The organism is Nocardia sp. NBC_00511 (assembly GCF_045161165.1).
Taxonomy (GTDB): domain Bacteria; phylum Actinomycetota; class Actinomycetes; order Mycobacteriales; family Mycobacteriaceae; genus Nocardia.
Genome location: NZ_CP107849.1, coordinates 7,667,107 through 7,685,251 on the forward strand (window position 1 = coordinate 7,667,107; position 18,145 = coordinate 7,685,251).

Consider the following 18,145-nt stretch of genomic DNA (forward strand, 5'->3'; position numbering starts at 1 on the left):
CGATACGCGCGCATTCCGGAGGACCCGTGTCCGAGTTGCTGAGGGGCGCAACCCCGTATCGCTGTGCGGCGCCGACCCACTCGCGTACGCGGGTGATACCACCACTACCCTGGTCGCCATGACCTCTGCGTTCCCGACCATCCCCGACGAACTGAAGCCCGCCGATGGACGGTTCGGCTGCGGCCCCTCCAAGGTCCGCCCCGAGCAGTTGCAGTCCCTGGTGGACGTCGGCGCTTCGGTGTTCGGTACCTCGCACCGCCAGAAGCCGGTCAAGGACGTGGTGGCGCGGGTGCGCTCCGGTCTGCGCGAATTGTTCTCGCTGCCCGACGGTTACGAGGTCGTGCTGGGCAACGGCGGCACCACCGCGTTCTGGGACGCGGCCGCCTTCGGCCTGATCCGCGAGAAGTCGCTGCACCTGGCCAACGGTGAGTTCTCCTCGAAGTTCGCCTCGGTCGCCAAGGGCAACCCGTTCATCGGTGACCCGATCGTGGTGAAGTCGGAGCCGGGCGACGCCCCCGAGCCGACCTCCGACCCGTCGGTCGACCTGATCGGCTGGGCCCACAACGAGACCTCCACCGGTGTCGCCATCCCGGTGTCGCGTCCGGCCGGTTCCGAGCACGCGCTGATCGCCATCGACGCCACCTCCGGCGCGGGCGGCCTGCCGGTCAACGTCGCGGACACCGATGTCTACTACTTCGCGCCGCAGAAGTGCTTCGCGGCCGACGGCGGCCTGTGGATCGCGCTGATGAGCCCGAAGGCCCTCGAGCGCGTCGAGGAGATCAAGAACTCGGGTCGCTGGACCCCGGAGTTCCTGTCGCTGCCCATCGCGGTCGACAACTCCACCAAGGACCAGACCTACAACACGCCCGCGCTCGCCACGCTGCTGCTGTTCGCCAACCAGATCGAATGGCTCAACGGCAACGGCGGCCTGGACTGGGCCGTGAAGCGCACCGCCGACTCCTCCTCGCGCCTGTACTCGTGGGCCGAGACCAGCGAGTTCGCCACCCCGTTCGTGCAGAACCCGGCGCTGCGCTCGCAGGTGGTCGGCACCATCGACTTCACCGACGCGGTGGACGCGGCGCAGGTCGCGAAGGTGCTGCGCGCCAACGGAATCGTCGACACCGAGCCCTACCGTAAGCTGGGTCGCAACCAGCTGCGCGTCGGCATGTTCCCGGCCATCGACCCCGAGGACGTGTCGCAGCTGACCCGCTCCATCGACTGGGTCGTCAGCCAGCTCGGCTGACCCGAAAACACCTGGTGCCCATCGCGACAGCGAGGGCAAAGTTGACACAGTATGCGGCGCGGCGATCTGGCGACAGATTTTCGCGCCGCGTGTCTTGCCCCAATATGCTCAGAAGTGCACTACTGTTCCAGAACGTGGGCGGTGTCGCGAGCCTAGCTATAGCTGTGAGTTGCGCAGCGAACAGGAGGTAACGGTGCGTGAACTTCGAGTAATCGGGTTGACGCCCGATTCCACGCACATCGTGTGCATCGATACCGAGAGCGGCCAGAAGTATCGGCTCGCCGCCGACGACAAGTTGCGGGCCGCTGCCCGTGGAGATCTTGCCCGGTTCGGCCAAATCGAGATCGAAACGGAAGCCACGATGCGCCCACGCGATATCCAGGCTCGGATCCGTGCCGGTGCCTCGGTGGATCAGGTCACCGAAGAGTCCGGCATGCCGATGGCGCGGGTGGAGCGTTTCGCGTATCCCGTTCTGCTGGAACGCGCCCGGGCCGCCGAGTTGGCGCAGAAGGCGCACCCCGTGCGCAACGACGGTCCCGCGGTGGAGACCCTGATCGAGATCGTGTCGGCGGCCTTCGCCGAGCGCGGCCACAATATCGAGGTCGCCGAATGGGATGCCTGGAAGGACGAGAAGGGCTACTGGGTCGCCCAATTGCAGTGGCAGGCGGGCCGTTCGGTGATCGCCGCGCACTGGCGCTACCAGCCCGACGCGCACGGCGGTTCCGTGGTGCCGCTCGATGATCCGGCCTCGGACCTGATCGACCCCGACTTCGGCCGTGCCCTACGCGGTTTGGCCACCATCCTGCCGGATCAGACCGAGGCGACGCTGGCCCCCGAGCCGATCGCCCCGGCCCCGATGCCCGCGCCGCGTGAGGAGCGGGCCGACTACACCGCCGCCCCGGCCCGTGTCGCCAAGCAGCAGGAGGAGTACTTCGAGCAGCGGGCCGCCGTCGGTGACGGCACGGTCCCGGTGCCCGCGGCCGCCGCGCCCGCGGTGACCCCGGCCGCTCCGGTCGCACCCTCGGCCCCGGCCACCCCGCCCGCCCCCAAAGAGCAGGCCGCCCCGGCACATTCGGCTCCCGCCCCGGCACCCTCGACTCCCGCTCCGGCGGCGGAGGCCCCGGCGGCTCCGGTCGCCGAGCCCGTGACGGAACCGGCGGCCCCGGCCGCCACCGCGCAGCCGCCCGCGAAACCCAACGCGCAGAAGGCGAATCGCGCCAAGCGCGGCGGCAAGGCGCCCATGCCGTCCTGGGAGGACGTGCTGCTAGGCGTGCGCAGTTCGGGTCACTGATCCCCTTTCGGCCGTCATCGGAGTAGATTTTCAGCTGGTGGCGGTCCTTCTGTGTGCGATGACCTAGGGAGGTGACGTCGGTGCCGTCCACAGTCTCGTCCCTGTGGTACGTCGACGATCCCGATCCGGTGGCGGTGCTGCGCGCCCACCCCGGCCCCGACCCGGACGCCGCCTTCGCCCTCGCCAGACAGCTCAACCCGGACCGTGATGTGGTGCCCGCCGCCTCCGGCACCATGAAGGTGTGGGCCGGACCGGATCCCGAATCCGTGTACATCGGTTGCTATCCCGGCGTCACCGTCCTGTGCTCGACCCAGGCCGCGCTGCCCCGCCCCACCAAACTGCCGGAGCTGCTGGTCCGTCCGCTGGCCTCCGAGCACACCTTCCTGGTCTCCTACGACCTGTCGCTGGGCTGGGGCGCGTTCGCGGAGTGGGAGCGCGGCGAATTCCGGCGCTCCTTCAGCGCCACCCGCGTCAATATCCTCGAGGACGAGGGCATGCCGCGGGTCTGGGAGCGCCCGTACTGGGCCGGTGACCATCCCATCGAGCTGGTGCCGGGTGAACTGCCCGACCCGCAGATGTTGCCGTTCGATCCTCCGGATTTCGCGGACGCCGCCAATCAGGTGTGGCTCGGCTTCCGGTATCACGGGCCGGCCTCGGCCGAAAAGCCGTTGGCCGCCGAGGAAATCGAGGTGTGCGGGTTCTCGCTGTTCCCGAAGGGGGAGGCCCCGAAACTGGCAGCCGAGCAGACGACGGCGGCCGAGCCCGGGGTACGACGTGGCGGCCTGCTGCGCTGGCTGCGCGGTCGAGACCGCGTTTCCTGACCCGTTCCGCGGACGGTCAGAACAGCAGCAGCCCGATCCAGGCCAGTGCCACGCCCACGGCCAGTCCGGCGATCACCCAGCGGGTCACCGGCGCGAACCGCCAGCGCCAGGCGGTCGGCGCGGCCCCGCCCACCGCGATCAGGTTGACCGCCACCGACACCAGCGGATGGATCTGGGCCAGCGCCGCGCCGAAGGCGTAGACACCGGCGGCGCTCAGCGCGGCCACCATCGTGACGACGGCGACGCCGCTCGCCCAGGGGGTCGGTTCGGAGTACCCGTATCCGTACGGGCCGTCGGGCGGGTGGCTCACTGGGTTCGCACCCTTTCGTAGAAGGCCATGGCGGCTGCGGTCGCCACATTAAGCGAATCCGTGCCGGGCGTCATGGGGATCCGCGCGCGAATGTCGCTGGCCGCCATGGTGTCCTCGGTCAGGCCCGGGCCCTCCGCGCCGAGCAGCAGCGCGACCTTACCGCCGCTCATAGCGGTGGCCAGGTTCTCGGCCTTCGGGTCCGGGGTCAGTGCGATGGTCTGGAAACCGTTGCGGCGCAACACCTCCAGGCCCTCCGGGAAGGCGGGCAGCTGGGCGAACGGCACCCGCAGCACGTGCCCCATGGAGACCCGCACGGCGCGCCGGTACAGCGGATCGGAGCAGCGGTCGCCGAACAGCACCGCGTCGGCTCCCAGCCCGGCCGCATTGCGGAAGATCGAACCGATGTTCTCGTGATCGTTGACGCCCTCGAGCACCGCCACCGTGCGCGCGCCCGCCAGCACCTCATCGACGGTCAGCTCGCGCGGTCGATACGCCCCGGCCAGCACGCCACGATTGAGGTGGAAGCCCACCACCTCGGCCATCACCTCGGCGCTGGCCCGGTAGTAGGGCACGTCCACTCCGGCCAACTCCTCGGCGAGTTGCTCGTGGCGCTTGCCGACGCCGAGCAGCGCGAACGGCGGGAACCGGGAGGCCAGCATGCGCTGCACCACCACTACGCCCTCGGCGATCACCAGACCCTTGCCGCCGGGCAGGTCGGGACGGCGATCCGCGTTGTTGAGATCGCGGAAATCGGCGACCCTGGGATCGGCTGGGTCGTCGATATCGATCAGTTCGGCCACCGGGCTATTTTCGCCTCCGCCACGTTCCGGGGAATTAGCGGGGCACTAAGGTGAACGAAGATCCGATCCCCTATTCGAAGAGGACAGCCCATGAGCAGCAAGCCGGAAATCGAGTTCCAGGACGGCCCCGCCCCCGCCGGACTCGTGATCAAGGACCTCGTGGTGGGTGACGGCGCGGAGGCCAAGCCGGGCGACACCGTCGATGTCCACTACGTGGGCGTCGAGTACGACACCGGCGAGCAGTTCGACGCCTCCTGGGATCGCGGCGAGTCGATCAGCTTCCCGCTGCGCGGCCTGATCCAGGGCTGGCAGGACGGCATTCCGGGCATGAAGGTCGGCGGCCGCCGTCAGCTCACCATTCCGCCGGCGCTGGCCTACGGCGAGGCCGGGCGCGGCCACCAGCTCGCGGGCAAGACCCTGGTCTTCGTGATCGATCTGCTCGACGTGGTGAACTGACCTCAGGGGTCCGTATACCCGGGTGCCCGCCGCGCGATCGCGCGGCGGGCACCGGTGTTCTCACGGAGTCGGGTTGCGGGACTCAGACTTTCACGACGATGCTGCCGATGATCTTGTCGGCGAAGGTCTGCCGCTTGGCGTCCCAGATCGGCCATAGCCAACCCAGGTAGCAGGCCAGGCTGTCCACGATGTGGCAGATCTGCCGCACGAAGGCCATGCCGAAGCCCAGCACCTGGCCGTCGTTCTCGCGAATCAGCTTGATTCCCAGAGCTTTCCGGCCCGGCGTCTGACCGGTGGTGCCTTCCCGGTAGATCAGCCACAGGCCCAGCACCAGGGCGACGAGCGCGCCGAGCAGCACCAGCACCAGTCCGGCCCCGGACAATCCGCCCGAGCACGAGGTGCTGTAGCTGTTGTCGGTGGAATCGGTGGTGCAGTCCGCGTCCTTGAAACCGATGCCGAAACCGACACCGTAGAGGATGCCCGCCGGTATCAGGATGATCAGCCGGTCGATGAGATAGGCCCCGACCCGCGCACCCCAGCTCGCGTACGGCGGTTGCGGATAGGCGGCGTAACCGGGCGGCTGGCCCGGCGGGTAGCCCATGGGCTGCTGGCCGTATCCGGGTGGTTGCTGCCCATATCCCGGCGGCTGCTGCCCGTATCCGGGCGGTTGGGGTTCTTGTGAGTATGGATCGTTGCCGTACGTCATCGGTTCCTCCCCAAGAGGATGCGGGGGTATTGCCCCCCGCATTGTCTCCCGAATTACCCGCCCACGACGGCGTTCATGATGGTTCCGCCGCTGGTGGCCACCGCGCCGCCCATCATGGCGTTGGCGACCATCTTCGGGGAGGCCGAGCCACCGCCCCACTTCTCCCAGGCGAAGCGCCCGCCGCCGTAGGTGATGGCCGCGACGCCCGACATCTGGGTGAACCAGGTGAAGTAGCGGAACATCTTCATCATCTTGTCGGCCATGGGCGGTGTTTCGGCCGTGGGGTTACCCACCTGGGCGAGAACCGTGCCGTACATGTCGTGCGCGGCCATCAGCATGCTCACGATCGTTTCCTCTCCGATACCGGGACGCTGGGTGGAGCCAGGGTGCGGTAGAGCAGAAAATCTGGGCGAAACGTCTCGATTAGAGCAATTCGGGCAATAGTTTAGCCCGCCGAACCGCCGTTTGTTGCTGATTGTTTGCGAAGGTTATGTCCGAACGATGTCCACCGGATCGGTCAGCGCGGCCGAGATCGTGGTCTGCTGCGCCACCCCGCGCTGCGGCAGCGCGTTCAACGCCTGCGTCGTCTGATTGCCCAGCGTGCGGGTGATCGCCTGCATCTGACCCAGGCCCTGGGTCACCAGCTGGATCGCCTGCTGCAACTGGGTGCCCGCCTGATCGGCGATCTGCGGAATGCTCTTCGCCAGCGACGCACCCTGATTCAACTGCCCGCTCGCGTCGCCCAGCTTGGCGGCGGCATCGCGCAGCAGCTGACCGACCTGGGTGTCGGGGGTGACGGTGGTGCCGGTCAGGTTCGCGAACCCCGACAGCTGGGTGTCGGCCTGGGTCGCGATGTTCTGCAGACCCTGCAACTGGGTGATGATCGAGGCGAGCTGCGGATCGCCCGCGAACGGCAGCCCCTGCAGCATCGGCACCACGGTGTTCAGTCCACTGGACAGGCCGTTCGCGGCCTGCGACACCTGCCCCAGCGTCACCCCGGTCGAATCCAGGGCGGTGGCAAGCGAATTCGCCTGCGTGGTGGCGGCCGACAGCGTCGAGTTGAGACTGTCGATGCCCGAGGTCAACTGTCCCGCACCGGCTTTCGCCTGATTCAGGAAGTCCATCATCTGATCCGCGCCGCCGGTGAACTGGCCCGCGCCATCCGCGGCCGCCTGCACGCCCGCGCTGAGCAGCTGCGAGGTCATCGCCACCTGCGAGACCTGGCCGCGCGCGGTGTTCATGGCCGCGAACACGGTGTCCAGACCCGCCGCGCTGATCTTCTTGGTCACCTCGTTGACCGCGTCGTTGACCAGGTTCGGGTCCGCGCGGCGATGAGTGGCCACGGTGACCTGCGCCTTGGTCGGCTTGTCGGTGGCCAGCGAGGTGATGTCGGCGGTCAGATCGGCGGGCAGGGTGACCACGGCCGCGTAGTCGGCGGTGCTCGCGGAGTCCACCACCTCCCAGTGCCGGGTTCCGCTGTCCTGCAAATCCTTTGCGATGCGCGCGCCCAGCGGCCCGGAATCGCTGTTGACCAGCGCCACGGCCGTGGGGGCCGAGCGCAGTCGCAGGACGCTGAAGGTGCCCGCGGTGACCGCGGCGACGAGCAGCAGGACGATCAGGACCCAGCGGGTGCGTTTTCCGAACACGATCATCGACGGTAGAGCCCGCGCATGCCGCTACCTCTGATGGAGGTCTGAGAGTTCGCTAAATAACCGGGCATTCAGGGGCATTCAGCCCTGATCGGGCAATTCCAGCACCAGTCGTGCGCCACCCATCGGGCTGTCCTCGAAATAGGCGCGCCCGCCGTGCAATTGGGCCTGCTGGGCGACCAGCGCCAGCCCCAGCCCGGAACCGCCCATGGTGGCCTGACTGCCCCGGAAGAACCGCTCGAACACCGCCTCCCGCTCGTGCTCGGGCAGGCCGCGGCCATTGTCGTCGACGGCGATCACGATGCGCCCGTCACCGGTGCGATGCGCCGACACCACCGCCGCCGTGGCCCCGCCGTGCCGGGCCGAATTGGTCAGCGCGTTGTCCACGGCCAGCCGCAACCCGGTGGGCAGGCCGCGGGTCACCAGTTCGGCGTCGGTGTCGATGGTCACCGTGAGCTGCGGGAAATGCCGCATGGCGTCGTGCGCGGCGGCATCGCAGAGCTCGGCGACATCGGTGTCCACGTGCTCGCGCCGGTGCGCCAGGTCGCCCGCGGCCAGCCGCTCCAGCGCGGCCAGGGTGGTCTCCACCCGGTTCTGGCCGCGATGCAGATCGCCGAGGATCTCGCGGCGCTGCTCCTCGTCCAGGTCCAGGGTGCGCAGCACCTCGAGGTCGGTGCGCATGGCGGTGAGCGGGGTGCGCAGTTCGTGCGCGGACACCGCCGCGAAGTCGCGGGCCGTCTCGAGTGCGGCGGCCGTCTCGGTCTGCGCGCGGTCGAGGCGTTCCAGCATGGTGTTGACGGCCTCGGCCAGCTTGTCGGCCTCCTTCACCCCGGACCCGTCGATGGGCAGCGGGACGCTGGGGTCGCCGGTCGGGCCGCGCATGTCGACCTCGCGGGTGAGCCGCACTATCGGGCGCACCGCGCGCCCGCCGAACAGCCAGCCCAGTCCGGCCGAGGCCGCCACCGCGGCGATCGCGGCCAGCAGCACGAAGCGCCGCTGCTGGGCGGTGGCATGCTCGGTCTCGGTGGTCGGAATGCCAAGGGAGACAACACGTCCCGACGGCTGATTCTCGGTGGTGGTGAGCACCCGGTAGGTATTGCCGTCCACCGTCACGGTGTGATGACCGACCGGCAGCACGGGCAGCTGCACCGTGGTGCTGGCCAGCGAGCCGTCGGCATTGCGGACGGTCACCGCCATATCGTTGGTCGGCCCGAGCACGCTGAGCACGGTCACCGCCAGCACCGGTTCGATCAGCACAACCCGGGAGGACACCGCCAGCTGCTGATCGGCCTGGGTCAGGTTGTTGCGCTCGATGGCGTTGACCGTCACCCAGCTCAGCACCGCCACGATGATGGTCGCGCCGAGCGCCGCCGCGGCCGCGACCCGAAAACGCAGTGAATAGGAATGGCGACGCCGTCGCACCCGAAATGCCATGGCGCGCCGCTACTTCGGAGCGCGCAATACGAATCCGACGCCGCGGATGGTGTGCAGCAGTCGCGGGGTGCCGTCGCCCTCCAGCTTGCGCCGCAGATAACCGACGAAGACGTCCACCACATTGGTGTCGGCCGCGAAGTCGTAGCCCCACACCAATTCCAGCAGCCGCTCCCGGCTCAATACCACTCCGGCGCTGCGGGCCAGCGTCGACAAAAGCTCGAATTCCCTTTTGGTGAGCTCGATTTCGGTGCCGTGCAGCAGGGCGCGATAACCCGCGACGTCGACTTCCAAGGGCCCCACCGTGATCGCGCCCGGAATGGCGGTGCCCGGGGTATCGGTGCGGCGGCGCAGCAGCGCCTTGATCCGCGCCACCAGCTCGGCGAGCACGAACGGCTTCACCAGATAGTCGTCTGCCCCGGATTCGAGTCCGGCGATGCGGTCGTCGACCGAACTGCGCGCCGACAGCACACAGATCGGGACCTCGTTGCCCATCGCCCGCAGTGCGGTGACCACGCCCGCGCCGTCCAGCACGGGCATGTTCATGTCGAGGACCACCGCGTCGGGTGATTCCTCGTTGACGCACCGTAGGGCCGCCGCCCCGTCCCGGGCGATGACCACCCGGAAACCGGACAGCCGGAGCCCGCGCTCGACCGAGGCGAGAACATCCTGGTCATCGTCGACAACCAGGACAGTGGGTAGCTCTCCGCGTTCGACCACGGGGTCCATTCTGGCAGCCGCTAGGTCAGTAATTGTGGCAAGAGTCGGCGACCTGCTGAATCGCCGCGGCGACCCCACCCGCGCGCGGGTCGCTCTGGGCCTGGTTGGCGGCATCCGGGTGATCGGCCAGGTACTGGTCCAGCTGAGCCTGACGCTGGGCGGGGGACTGCTCGAACTCGGCCTTCAACTGCGCCTTGGTGTCCGGGTTCTGGTCCAGCATCGAGGCCAGCGCGGGCGACTTGTCGTGCAGCGCGGCATCAACCTGGGAGAACGTGCAGGTCGAATTCAGCAGGGGCGCAATGAGATCCTCGGGGGAGGCGGATGCGGTTGCGGGGACGAGAGTCAGTGCGAGAGCGGTGAGGGCGCCGGCGCCGAGGACCACTCCGACTCGGCGATTGCGGGCGAAGCTCATTCGTCGACCTTTCTGTCGCATGCGCGAATCCGTCGATGCGCGCCTGCCCGACGGTAGACCACCGCCATGGGAGACCGATGAGCCCTTTCTGAAGGAACTCTGTGGCTCAGCTCTGAGTAGGTGACTCCACGTCCGGCGAGATCAGGTTCGGGTCGATGCGGCGGATCGGTGTGGTGAGGGCCGCGGCGGCGTCGGCGGCCGCGATGCGCTCCTTGTCCTCCATCAGCGTGACCGCGTCGCGGATCTGCTTCTCCAGGGTGGGCAGCATGGCGGCGTCGTCGATGGTGGGCGGCACCTCGAAGCTCTCGCCCGCCGCGATCTGACGCATGGTGCGGCGCAGGATCTTTCCCGACCGGGTCTTGGGCAGCGCGGTCACCGCGACCACGTCGTAGAGGGTGGCGATGGATCCGACCCGCTCGCGCACCCGCGCGATGATCTCCGCGCGCAACCGCTCTGGTTCGATGTCGACGCCGGTCTTCAGTACTACATAGCCGATCGGCCGCTGCCCCTTGAGCTCATCGGGGATGCCGACCACCGCCGTCTCGGCGACCACCGGATGCCCGGCGATGGCCGCTTCGATGCCGCCCGCCGAGAGCCGGTGCCCGGCCATATTGATGACGTCGTCGCTGCGGCCGAGGACGAACAGGTAGCCGTCCTCGTCGAAGAATCCGGAGTCGCCGGTCAGGTAGTGGCCGGGATAGGCGGAGAGATAGGAGCGTTCGTAGCGTTCGTCGTCACGCCACAGGGTGTTCAGCGTGCCGGGCGGCAGCGGCAGCCCGATGACGATGTTTCCCTCGGTATTGGGCGGCACCGCATTGCCTTCGGAGTCCAGCACCCGCAGCCGGTATCCGGGCACCGGCACCGACGCCGAACCGGGCTTGATCGGAAGCTGTTGCAGTCCGAGCGGATTCGCGCAGATGGGCCAGCCGGTCTCGGTCTGCCACCAGTGGTCCACCACGGGGCAGTCGGGGTGCTCGGCGAGCAGGGTGTCGACGGCCCACTCGTAGGTGGCCGGATCGAGCCGTTCACCCGCGCAGAACAGCGACTTCAGGCCGGACAGATCGTGATTGCGGGCGGCGGCGGCCTCGGGGTCGGCGCGGCGGATGGCGCGCAGCGCGGTCGGCGCGGTGAACATCACATCGACGCGATGCTCGGCGGCCAGCCGCCAGAAGGTGCCCGCGTCCGGGGTGCCGATCGGCTTGCCCTCGTAGAGCACGGTGGTCGCGCCGATCAGCAGCGGCGCGTAGACGATGTAGGAGTGCCCGACCACCCAGCCGATATCGGAGGTGGTCAGCATGGTCTGCCCGGGGGCCAGGTCGTAGATATTGCGCATGGACCAGGCCAGGGCGACCGCGTGCCCGCCGTTGTCGCGCACCACGCCCTTGGGTTTCCCGGTGGTGCCCGAGGTGTAGAGGATGTAGAGCGGATCGGTGGCGGCCAGCGAGACCGGGTCGGCCGGTTCGGCGTCGCGGATCGCGTCGTCCCAGTCCAGCCAGCGGGCGGCCACCGTCTCCGAGGACGCGGGCAGGGATTCGGTGGCGGCCTCGGGGGCGGAGAAACGGTGGGTGGGGAAGCCTTCGCGCTGCTTGACCAGCACGGTCCGGGCCGAAGTGGTCTGTGCGAGATCGAGGGCCTGCAGCACGATCGGCGGATATTCGATGCGGCGGCCGGGTTCCAGCCCGCCGGAGGCCGTGATGATGAGCACAGGTTCGGCGTCGTCGATGCGGGCGGCCAGTTCGTGGGCGGCGAACCCGCCGAAGACCACCGAGTGCACGGCGCCGATGCGGGCGCAGGCGAGCATCGCGATAACGGATTCCGGAATCATCGGCATATAGATGATGACGCGTTCGCCGGTCCGGACCCCGAGCCGCAGCATGGATCCGGCGAATCGGGCGACTTCGTCGAGCAATTCCCGATATGTGAAAGTCCGCCTGGACCCGGTCATAGCGGAGTCATATATTAGGGCGGGTTGATCGGCGCGACCCCCCTCCTGACCGGTGGAAGACCCGTCCAGGGCTGTGATCTCGCGCACATGCCGATCCAGCGCGTTGTAGGAGGTGTTGAGGCGAGCATCCGGAAACCAGCGGGCCGCGGGGCGGGCCGTGGTGTCGAGAATCTGGGTGGGAGGCACATCCCAGCTGATGGCTTCGGCCGCGGTGCGCCAGAACTCCGAGGGGTCGACCAGGCTCAGCTGATAGGCCGGTCGGTACTCGTGCTTCGCGTTCAACCCGGTGACTCCCTAGCTCCGCCTGTTGTCCTTGAGATGCGCTGAGATGCCCGCCTCGATAGATCGACCTGATTGTGGCAGACTTCACGCGACGTCCGGGCGGACGCCGCGACCTTTGATTTTGCCTGCAAATGGCAGGTCAGGGACCGGTGGTTGCCAAGAGGTCACACAAGAAGTTATTGATCCGTTAGAATCGCATGTCACATATTTCGGCCGTCATGGACGCAATTTCTCGGCCAGCCGCAGTTCCCGGCCAGCTGTGCCAGTCGAGCCCAGGGTGCGATCGCGGAGGCTCGCTGATGGCGCGTGGCTGGGGCCAGTTTGGAAAGTGAGTGGGAGATGCGTGACGCCGCTAGGTCCGGCAGCAATAAGCGCTGGGCGCTGAGCAACTGGGACCTGCGATGGAAGGTTACGGCGGTGCTCGCCGTGCCGCTGTTGGTCGCGGTTGTGCTGGGAGCCACCAGGATCTCGGCTGAATTTTCCGACGCCAGCCGCCTGTCGACGGCAACCGACCATGTCGGGGTCATCCCGGCGATCACCGGACTGAGCGCCGACGCCGGCCAGGTGTCCGGCGGCCAGATGGTCATGATCGGCAACCAGTCGCTGACCTCCGATCCCGAGCTCACCCAGCTGGACACCTCGATCTCGTTCGCCGAGCGCGCGGCAGCGCGCCTGAGTGATCTGCCCAGCGCTCGCCAGGCGCTCGACGAAATGATCGTGGGCGCCAAGAAGATCCGGGCCCAGGGCACCGCCCCCTCGAAGTCGATTCCGGACACGGTCGCCGACGAGGAGCGCATTCGCGGCGACAGCGTCAAGACGACCGAGGCGATCGTGGCCTCCGTCGCGGACCCGAATGTGGACCAGTCCAAACTGCGACTGGTCGACTCGCTGAACGCGCGCTGGATGCTCTACAACGAGACCGCCGGTATGGCGGAGGCGCTACGCAGCAATGCCGCGGGCGGCATCAAGGATCTGCAGGTCGGTATCAATACCGAGCGGCAGATGCTGGCCGTGCTGGCGCATCGCTTCCCGGACGGCGACCCGACCATCGCCGAGCTACAACGCCAGGCCGACACCCGTTTGCAGCTGGTCTCCAGCCCGCAGGCGCAGGCGGGCAACCTGCCCGCCGCCGAGTTGAAGGACTCGCTGGTCGCGAGCATCAACGCCTATCAGAGCATCGCGACGAACTCGACCAAGGACATCGTCTCCCGGGTGGATCACCTGGCGAGTACGGCCCGCACCGACGCCATCCGCTACTCGGTGATCGTCGTCGCCACCATTCTCGGCGCCATGGCGCTGGCCGTGCTGATCGCGCGCGCGATGATCGTCCCGCTGCGCCGTCTGCGTCTGGCCGCCCTGCGCGTGGCCGAATACGACCTCGGCCAGGAGGTTTCCGCGCTGCGTGACGGTGCGGACCCCGAAGATGTTCCGCTGGAACCGATGCCGGTGCACACCGATGAAGAGGTCGGTCAGCTCGCCCGTGCCGTGGACGACATCCACGGGCAGGCGCTGCGCCTGGCCGCCGACCAGGCCGCCATGCGTACCCAGGTCAACGACATGTTCGAGACCCTGGCCCGACGCTCCAAGTCCCTTGTCGACCATCAGCTCTCGCTCATCGAGGCGATGGAGTACGACGAGAAGGACCCGCGCCTGCTCGAGAACCTCTTCCGTCTCGACCACCTCGCCGCCCGTATGCGGCGAAACGGTGACAACCTGCTGATTCTGGCCGGTACCAAACAGCGCCGGACCAAGTCCGCCCCCGTCGAGATCGCGGACGTGCTGCGTGCCGCCATCTCCGAGGTGGAGGACTACGAACGCGTCAAACTGGGTGCGACTCCGCGTGGTTCGCTGGTCGAGCCCGCCGCCTCCGATCTGGCGCACCTGTTCGCCGAGCTCCTGGACAACGCGCTGCGCGCTTCTCCGCCGGAGACCGACGTCAAGTTCACCTTCGCGCAGGCCCACGATCAGGGTCTGCTGATCGAGGTCGCCGACCGCGGCATCGGTATGCCCCCGGCCGAGATGGCCGAGATCAACCGCCGTCTGGAGGCGGTCGCCGAGGTCGGTCCCGACACCGCCCGCCACATGGGTCTGTTCGTGGTCGGCCGCTTGGCCGAACGCCACGGCCTGACGGTGCGGTTGCGTCCGACCTTCGACACCGCCCGGGATCCGGGTGTGACCGTCACCGTGCACGTGCCCAAGCCGCTGATCGTGTCGACGGGTGGGCCGATCTCGGTGCCGCCGCAGCCGAATCAGCAGCAGCCGGCCCCGCAGGGTGCGCCGCAGGGCGCGGGCAACCAGGCCGGTGCTCCTTCTTCCATGCAGATGCGCGCGGTCACCCGCACGGCGACCGGCAATGTCATGGTCACCGTGGATCCGGGTGTGAGCGGGCCGATTCCGGCGGGCACCACTCCCGGTCCGGTGCAAGCGCCGAACCAGGCGCCCGCCCCGGCCGCGGCCAGTGCCGCGACCGGTCTGCCGACCCGCCAGCCGGGCGCGCAGGTGCCCGGTGGTCTACCTACCCGCCAGCCGGGTGTCAACGGTCCGACCGTGAAGCACACGGTGGCGGCTCCGGGTGGCGCGAGACCGGGCCTACCCCAGCGGGATCCGGGTGCGAACGCACCGTCGGCCCCGTCGGCACAGCCGAATCTGGGACTCGGCGGCGGAGCGCCGCAGCGCGGTCCGGGCGAGGCCCCGGCGCAGCCGCGCGGCGGCCTGGCCGCCAATATGCTCAAGCGTCAGGGTGGTCCCGGTGGACCCGGCGGAACGCCGCCGCGGCCGGGCGCACCGGGGGAGCCGGGGATGCCGCAGCGCGGCCCCGGGGGGATGCCGCAGCCGGGTCAGACCGGCGCGATGCCGCCGCGTAACCTCGCGGGCGGTCTCCCGCAACGGGATTCGAACGGCGGGGGATTGCCGCCCCGGGAACCGAATGCCGGTGGTTTGCCGCAGCGTGATTCGGCTTCGGGTGGATTGCCGCCTCGGGAGCCGGGCGCGGGTGGTCTGCCTACTCGTCAGCCGGGTGCCAATGGTGCGCCGGGTCGTCAGCCGACGGTCGGTCTGCCTCCGCAGCGGCCTGCTGCCGATGGTGGTTTGCCCTCGCGGGATCCGGGTGCCAATGGCGCTCCGCTCCCGACGCGTGGACCCGGTGCTGATTCCGGTCCGACTCGCCGTGAGCCGGGCCCGGGCGGTCTGCCGCAGCGCGATCCGTCCGCTGGTGGTCTGCCGCAACGGGATTCGGCTTCCGGTGGTCTGCCGACCCGGGAGCCGGGTTCCAATGGTGCGCCGCAGCGTGGGCCGGGTGGCCTGGTCCCGCGTGACGGTGGCAATGGCGCCGGTCCTTCGGACACCGGTCGTCAGGGTCTGCCGCCGCGTGATGGTGGTCAAGCGCTGGGAGGTGGAGCGCCGCAGCGGCCCGCTGCCTCGGGTGGCCTACCCACCCGCGAGCCGGGCTCCAACGGTGCACCGCAGCGTGATGGTGGAGCGCCGCAGCGTGATTCGGCCCCCGGCGGTCTTCCGCAGCGTGGACCCGGTGGTCTTCCGCAGCGTGGTGGACCGGGCGCGGAGTCGCTGTCGGGTGGACTCTCGTCGCCAGCGCGGGGAAGCGGAGCGGATCCCCTCAACGGTGGTCTGCCGCAGCGGGATCCGGCCAATGGCTTGTCCTCCGGTGGCTTGCCGCAGCGTGGTGGCGGTTCGGATGCCCCCGGTAGCCTGCCGCAGCGCGGTGGCTCGCCGGACTCCCTCGCAGGTGGTCTGTCTCAGCGCGACCCGCTGAACGGTGGTCTTCCTCAGCGTGACCCGTCTGCCGGTGGTCTCCCGCAGCGTGGACCCGGTGGTCTGCCGCAGCGTGATTCGTCCGGTGGTCTGCCCCAGCGCGATCCCGCGTCGGGTGGCCTTCCGCAGCGTGACCCGCTCAGTGGTGGCCTGCCCCAGCGTGACCCGCTCGGTGGTGGTCTCCCGCAACGTGATTCGTCCGGTGGTCTGCCCCAGCGCGATCCCGCGTCCGGTGGTCTGCCCCAGCGGGATCCGGCTGCCGGTGGTTTGCCGCAGCGGGGTCCGGGTGGTCTGCCCCAGCGTGATCCGGGTGGCCTGCTGCCGCAGCGTCCGGCTCCGATTCCCGGAGTCGGCTTGCCGCGCAACGGTTCTCCCGAGGATGCTGTCAAGGATTCCGGACGCCACAGCTTCCGTTCGAATCCGCAGAAGGCCGCGTCGTTCTTCCAGACCAGGTTGCAGCCGGCCGAGGATATCGGCGACCCGATCCTGGGTGGCACGCCGATCTTCGCGGAGATGATGTCGGCGTGGCTGTCGGATCCGAATGCCGACCGGTCCCAAGTGGCCTCCTCCTTCGAATCACCGGGTGATGAGGGCTGGCAGGCCGCGCAGCGTGCCAACGAGGTGACTCCGGACAAGCGGACGGCTGCCGGTCTGCCGCAGCGCGATCCGGGTAACCGACTTGTGCCCGGCGGTGTCAACGGAAACGCTGACAAGGCGGCCCATCGCGACCCAGAATCCATCAGGTCGAGTCTGAGTCGTCATCAGCAGGGCGTTCGGGACGGCCGTGCCGTGCAAGCTATGAACCTAACCGGAGATAAAGGAGACCGATGAACCCCGATCTAGGTGGTACGAAGCGTCAGCTGGATTGGCTGGTTTCGAATTTCGCCAATGAGGTTCCCGGCGTTGCGCACGCGGTCCTGGTATCGGCCGACGGCCTGCTGATGGCCGCGAGTGCGCAGCTGCCCGTGGACCGTGCCGAGCAGCTGTCCGCGGTGACCGCGGGCCTCGCGAGCCTCTCGGTGGGTGTGTCGAACCTGTTCGAGGGCGGCACCGTGTTGCAGTCGGTGGTCGAGATGGAACACGGCTACCTGCTGCTCATGGCGGTCGGGGACGGCTCGTACCTGGCGGTCCTGACCAACACGTCCTGCGATATCGGACAGGTCGGCTACGAAATGGCTTTGTTGGTCGAGCGAGTGGGCCAGACAGTCCAGGCCACACCTCGCGTCACGATGGGTTCCTGATGGCGGGATGGACATAGACAACGAACGCGTTGGGAGCGCCGAACCGAGCTTGGTTCGCCCATATTCACTGACGGCCGGTCGCACCCGGCCGAAGGTGGAGCTCGCTTTGGAAGCGCTCGTCGCATCGCATCCGGTCGCCCTCGAGCGGCAGTTCGAACTCACCAACATCGAGACGTCAATCGTGGAGTTGTGCAGAGAATCGCCGTCGGTTGCCGAAGTAGCCGCACGCCTGGGTATCCCGATCGGGGTCGCCAGGGTGCTGGTCGCCGACCTCATCGAAGCCGGCCATGTGCGGGTATCGGCGACATTGAAAGACGATTCCAGCGACGATGAACGTCGCGAGCTGATCGAAAGGGTTCTCAGTGGACTCCGGCGTATTTGATTCGACGACACAGGTCGATACCCGCACCAGCAAGCCCACTTCGGCCAAGATCGTGGTGGCCGGCGGTTTCGGTGTGGGCAAGACCACCCTGGTCGGTGCTGTGTCGGAGATCGTTCCGCTGCGCACCGAGGCGTTGGTGACCAATGCCAGTGTCGGCGTGGACTCCCTGACCGGGGTCCCGTCGAAGGCCACCACCACGGTGGCCATGGATTTCGGCCGTATCAGCCTGGCCGACGACCTGGTGCTCTACCTGTTCGGTACGCCGGGCCAGTACCGCTTCTGGTTCATGTGGGACGACCTGATCCGCGGCGCCATCGGCGCGGTGGTGCTGGTCGATACTCGCCGGTTGGAGGACAGTTTCGCGGCCGTCGATTACTTCGAGGCGCGGAACCTACCCTTCCTGGTGGCCATCAACGAATTCGATGATGCGCCACGGTATCCGGTCGAGGACATCCGTCAGGCGCTGGCGGTGCCCGCGGATGTGCCGATCCTCTCGATGGACGCCCGTCGCCGCGAGCCGGTGAAACAGGCGCTCGTCGCGGTGACCGAGTACGCCCTGCGCAAGGTTGTGCAGGGCTACTGACGCAGTATCGGATTGCGGCGGCGTCGGTCGCCGCGGTTCGCGATGTCACCTCGATGTCTCGGCGCGAGCCGTGACCCGGGGCGAGGCCGGTGGTTGGCTACGCTG

Annotated in this window: 17 protein-coding genes; 8 read left to right on the forward strand and 9 right to left on the reverse strand. The window is 68.5% G+C overall.

What is annotated here, in order from left to right; translation table 11 throughout:
- Positions 1–118: 118 nt before the first annotated feature.
- The 3 genes from serC to OG300_RS35690 all read left to right on the forward strand — a co-directional run bounded on the left by serC (position 119) and on the right by OG300_RS35690 (position 3,355).
- On the forward strand, positions 119–1,243 hold the full coding sequence (serC, locus tag OG300_RS35680) for a phosphoserine transaminase (RefSeq protein WP_405488715.1): 1,125 nt from the start codon (positions 119–121) through the stop codon (positions 1,241–1,243).
- Positions 1,244–1,436: 193 nt separating this feature from the next.
- Positions 1,437–2,534 carry a septation protein SepH gene (gene sepH / locus OG300_RS35685; protein ID WP_405488717.1) on the forward strand — a complete coding sequence of 366 codons (1,098 nt, stop codon included), beginning with the start codon at positions 1,437–1,439 and terminating at the stop codon, positions 2,532–2,534.
- An 80-nt stretch (positions 2,535–2,614) separates the two neighbouring features.
- Positions 2,615–3,355 (forward strand): DUF6928 family protein, encoded by a 741-nt coding sequence (locus OG300_RS35690; RefSeq protein ID WP_405488719.1) that lies wholly within the window; start codon positions 2,615–2,617, stop codon positions 3,353–3,355.
- 16 nt (positions 3,356–3,371) lie between these two features.
- On the opposite strand, the gene OG300_RS35695 is transcribed toward OG300_RS35690, so the two are convergent.
- Together OG300_RS35695 and OG300_RS35700 are read right to left on the reverse strand one after the other, a co-directional pair.
- Positions 3,372–3,665, reverse strand: a complete 294-nt coding sequence (locus OG300_RS35695; RefSeq protein ID WP_405488721.1) for a DUF2537 domain-containing protein — start codon at positions 3,663–3,665, stop codon at positions 3,372–3,374.
- A complete protein-coding gene (locus OG300_RS35700; RefSeq protein ID WP_405488723.1) occupies positions 3,662–4,465 on the reverse strand; it encodes a TrmH family RNA methyltransferase in 804 nt (267 codons plus the stop codon). Before OG300_RS35700 ends, OG300_RS35695 begins: the two co-directional genes overlap by 4 nt.
- Positions 4,466–4,555: 90 nt before the next feature.
- Between OG300_RS35700 and OG300_RS35705 the strand changes: the two genes are divergently transcribed.
- Entirely contained in the window at positions 4,556–4,921 is a 366-nt protein-coding gene (locus tag OG300_RS35705; RefSeq protein WP_405488725.1) for an FKBP-type peptidyl-prolyl cis-trans isomerase, read from the forward strand.
- A gap of 82 nt (positions 4,922–5,003) precedes the next feature.
- Here the strand turns inward: OG300_RS35705 and OG300_RS35710 are convergent, their stop codons facing one another.
- The 7 genes from OG300_RS35710 to OG300_RS35740 all read right to left on the reverse strand — a co-directional run bounded on the left by OG300_RS35710 (position 5,004) and on the right by OG300_RS35740 (position 12,066).
- Positions 5,004–5,627: an RDD family protein gene (locus OG300_RS35710; RefSeq protein ID WP_405488727.1), complete on the reverse strand. Its 624-nt coding sequence runs from the start codon at positions 5,625–5,627 to the stop codon at positions 5,004–5,006.
- Positions 5,628–5,680: 53 nt separating this feature from the next.
- Entirely contained in the window at positions 5,681–5,965 is a 285-nt protein-coding gene (locus OG300_RS35715; RefSeq protein WP_405498813.1) for a hypothetical protein, read from the reverse strand.
- Between the two features lie 150 nt (positions 5,966–6,115).
- Entirely contained in the window at positions 6,116–7,273 is a 1,158-nt protein-coding gene (locus tag OG300_RS35720; protein ID WP_405488729.1) for a YhgE/Pip domain-containing protein, read from the reverse strand.
- A gap of 84 nt (positions 7,274–7,357) precedes the next feature.
- Positions 7,358–8,710: an ATP-binding protein gene (locus OG300_RS35725; RefSeq protein ID WP_405488731.1), complete on the reverse strand. Its 1,353-nt coding sequence runs from the start codon at positions 8,708–8,710 to the stop codon at positions 7,358–7,360.
- A gap of 9 nt (positions 8,711–8,719) precedes the next feature.
- Positions 8,720–9,436, reverse strand: a complete 717-nt coding sequence (locus OG300_RS35730; RefSeq protein ID WP_405488733.1) for a response regulator transcription factor — start codon at positions 9,434–9,436, stop codon at positions 8,720–8,722.
- A 16-nt stretch (positions 9,437–9,452) separates the two neighbouring features.
- On the reverse strand, positions 9,453–9,839 hold the full coding sequence (locus OG300_RS35735) for a hemophore-related protein (protein ID WP_405488735.1): 387 nt from the start codon (positions 9,837–9,839) through the stop codon (positions 9,453–9,455).
- Positions 9,840–9,945: 106 nt separating this feature from the next.
- Complete coding sequence (locus OG300_RS35740) at positions 9,946–12,066, reverse strand: AMP-binding protein (RefSeq protein WP_405488737.1); 2,121 nt, start codon at positions 12,064–12,066, stop codon at positions 9,946–9,948.
- A 339-nt stretch (positions 12,067–12,405) separates the two neighbouring features.
- On the opposite strand from OG300_RS35740, the gene OG300_RS35745 reads away from it, so the two are divergent.
- Genes OG300_RS35745 through OG300_RS35760 form a run of 4 tightly spaced genes read left to right on the forward strand, consistent with a single transcriptional unit; the run spans position 12,406 to position 18,040 of the window.
- Positions 12,406–16,665 (forward strand): ATP-binding protein, encoded by a 4,260-nt coding sequence (locus tag OG300_RS35745; protein WP_405488739.1) that lies wholly within the window; start codon positions 12,406–12,408, stop codon positions 16,663–16,665.
- The gene (locus OG300_RS35750) at positions 16,662–17,075 is read left to right on the forward strand and encodes a roadblock/LC7 domain-containing protein (RefSeq protein ID WP_029930951.1); all 414 of its coding nucleotides are present in this window, start codon (positions 16,662–16,664) and stop codon (positions 17,073–17,075) included. Before OG300_RS35745 ends, OG300_RS35750 begins: the two co-directional genes overlap by 4 nt.
- 7 nt (positions 17,076–17,082) lie before the next feature.
- Positions 17,083–17,457, forward strand: coding sequence for a DUF742 domain-containing protein (locus tag OG300_RS35755; RefSeq protein ID WP_067531005.1), 375 nt, complete (start codon positions 17,083–17,085; stop codon positions 17,455–17,457).
- The gene (locus OG300_RS35760; RefSeq protein ID WP_174562575.1) at positions 17,438–18,040 is read left to right on the forward strand and encodes an ATP/GTP-binding protein; all 603 of its coding nucleotides are present in this window, start codon (positions 17,438–17,440) and stop codon (positions 18,038–18,040) included. Before OG300_RS35755 ends, OG300_RS35760 begins: the two co-directional genes overlap by 20 nt.
- The last annotated feature ends 105 nt before the right edge of the window (positions 18,041–18,145 follow it).

Bases quoted from the DNA above. Each gene is read 5' to 3' on its own strand.
- OG300_RS35710 (WP_405488727.1), bottom strand. From the start codon at position 5,627: ATGACGTACGGCAACGATCCATACTCACAAGAACCCCAACCGCCCGGA.
- OG300_RS35745 (WP_405488739.1), top strand. From the start codon at position 12,406: ATGCGTGACGCCGCTAGGTCCGGCAGCAATAAGCGCTGGGCGCTGAGC.
- OG300_RS35750 (WP_029930951.1), top strand. From the start codon at position 16,662: ATGAACCCCGATCTAGGTGGTACGAAGCGTCAGCTGGATTGGCTGGTT.
- serC (WP_405488715.1), top strand. From the start codon at position 119: ATGACCTCTGCGTTCCCGACCATCCCCGACGAACTGAAGCCCGCCGAT.
- OG300_RS35730 (WP_405488733.1), bottom strand. From the start codon at position 9,436: ATGGACCCCGTGGTCGAACGCGGAGAGCTACCCACTGTCCTGGTTGTC.
- OG300_RS35755 (WP_067531005.1), top strand. From the start codon at position 17,083: ATGGACATAGACAACGAACGCGTTGGGAGCGCCGAACCGAGCTTGGTT.
- OG300_RS35735 (WP_405488735.1), bottom strand. From the start codon at position 9,839: ATGAGCTTCGCCCGCAATCGCCGAGTCGGAGTGGTCCTCGGCGCCGGC.
- OG300_RS35705 (WP_405488725.1), top strand. From the start codon at position 4,556: ATGAGCAGCAAGCCGGAAATCGAGTTCCAGGACGGCCCCGCCCCCGCC.
- OG300_RS35725 (WP_405488731.1), bottom strand. From the start codon at position 8,710: ATGGCATTTCGGGTGCGACGGCGTCGCCATTCCTATTCACTGCGTTTT.
- OG300_RS35715 (WP_405498813.1), bottom strand. From the start codon at position 5,965: ATGCTGATGGCCGCGCACGACATGTACGGCACGGTTCTCGCCCAGGTG.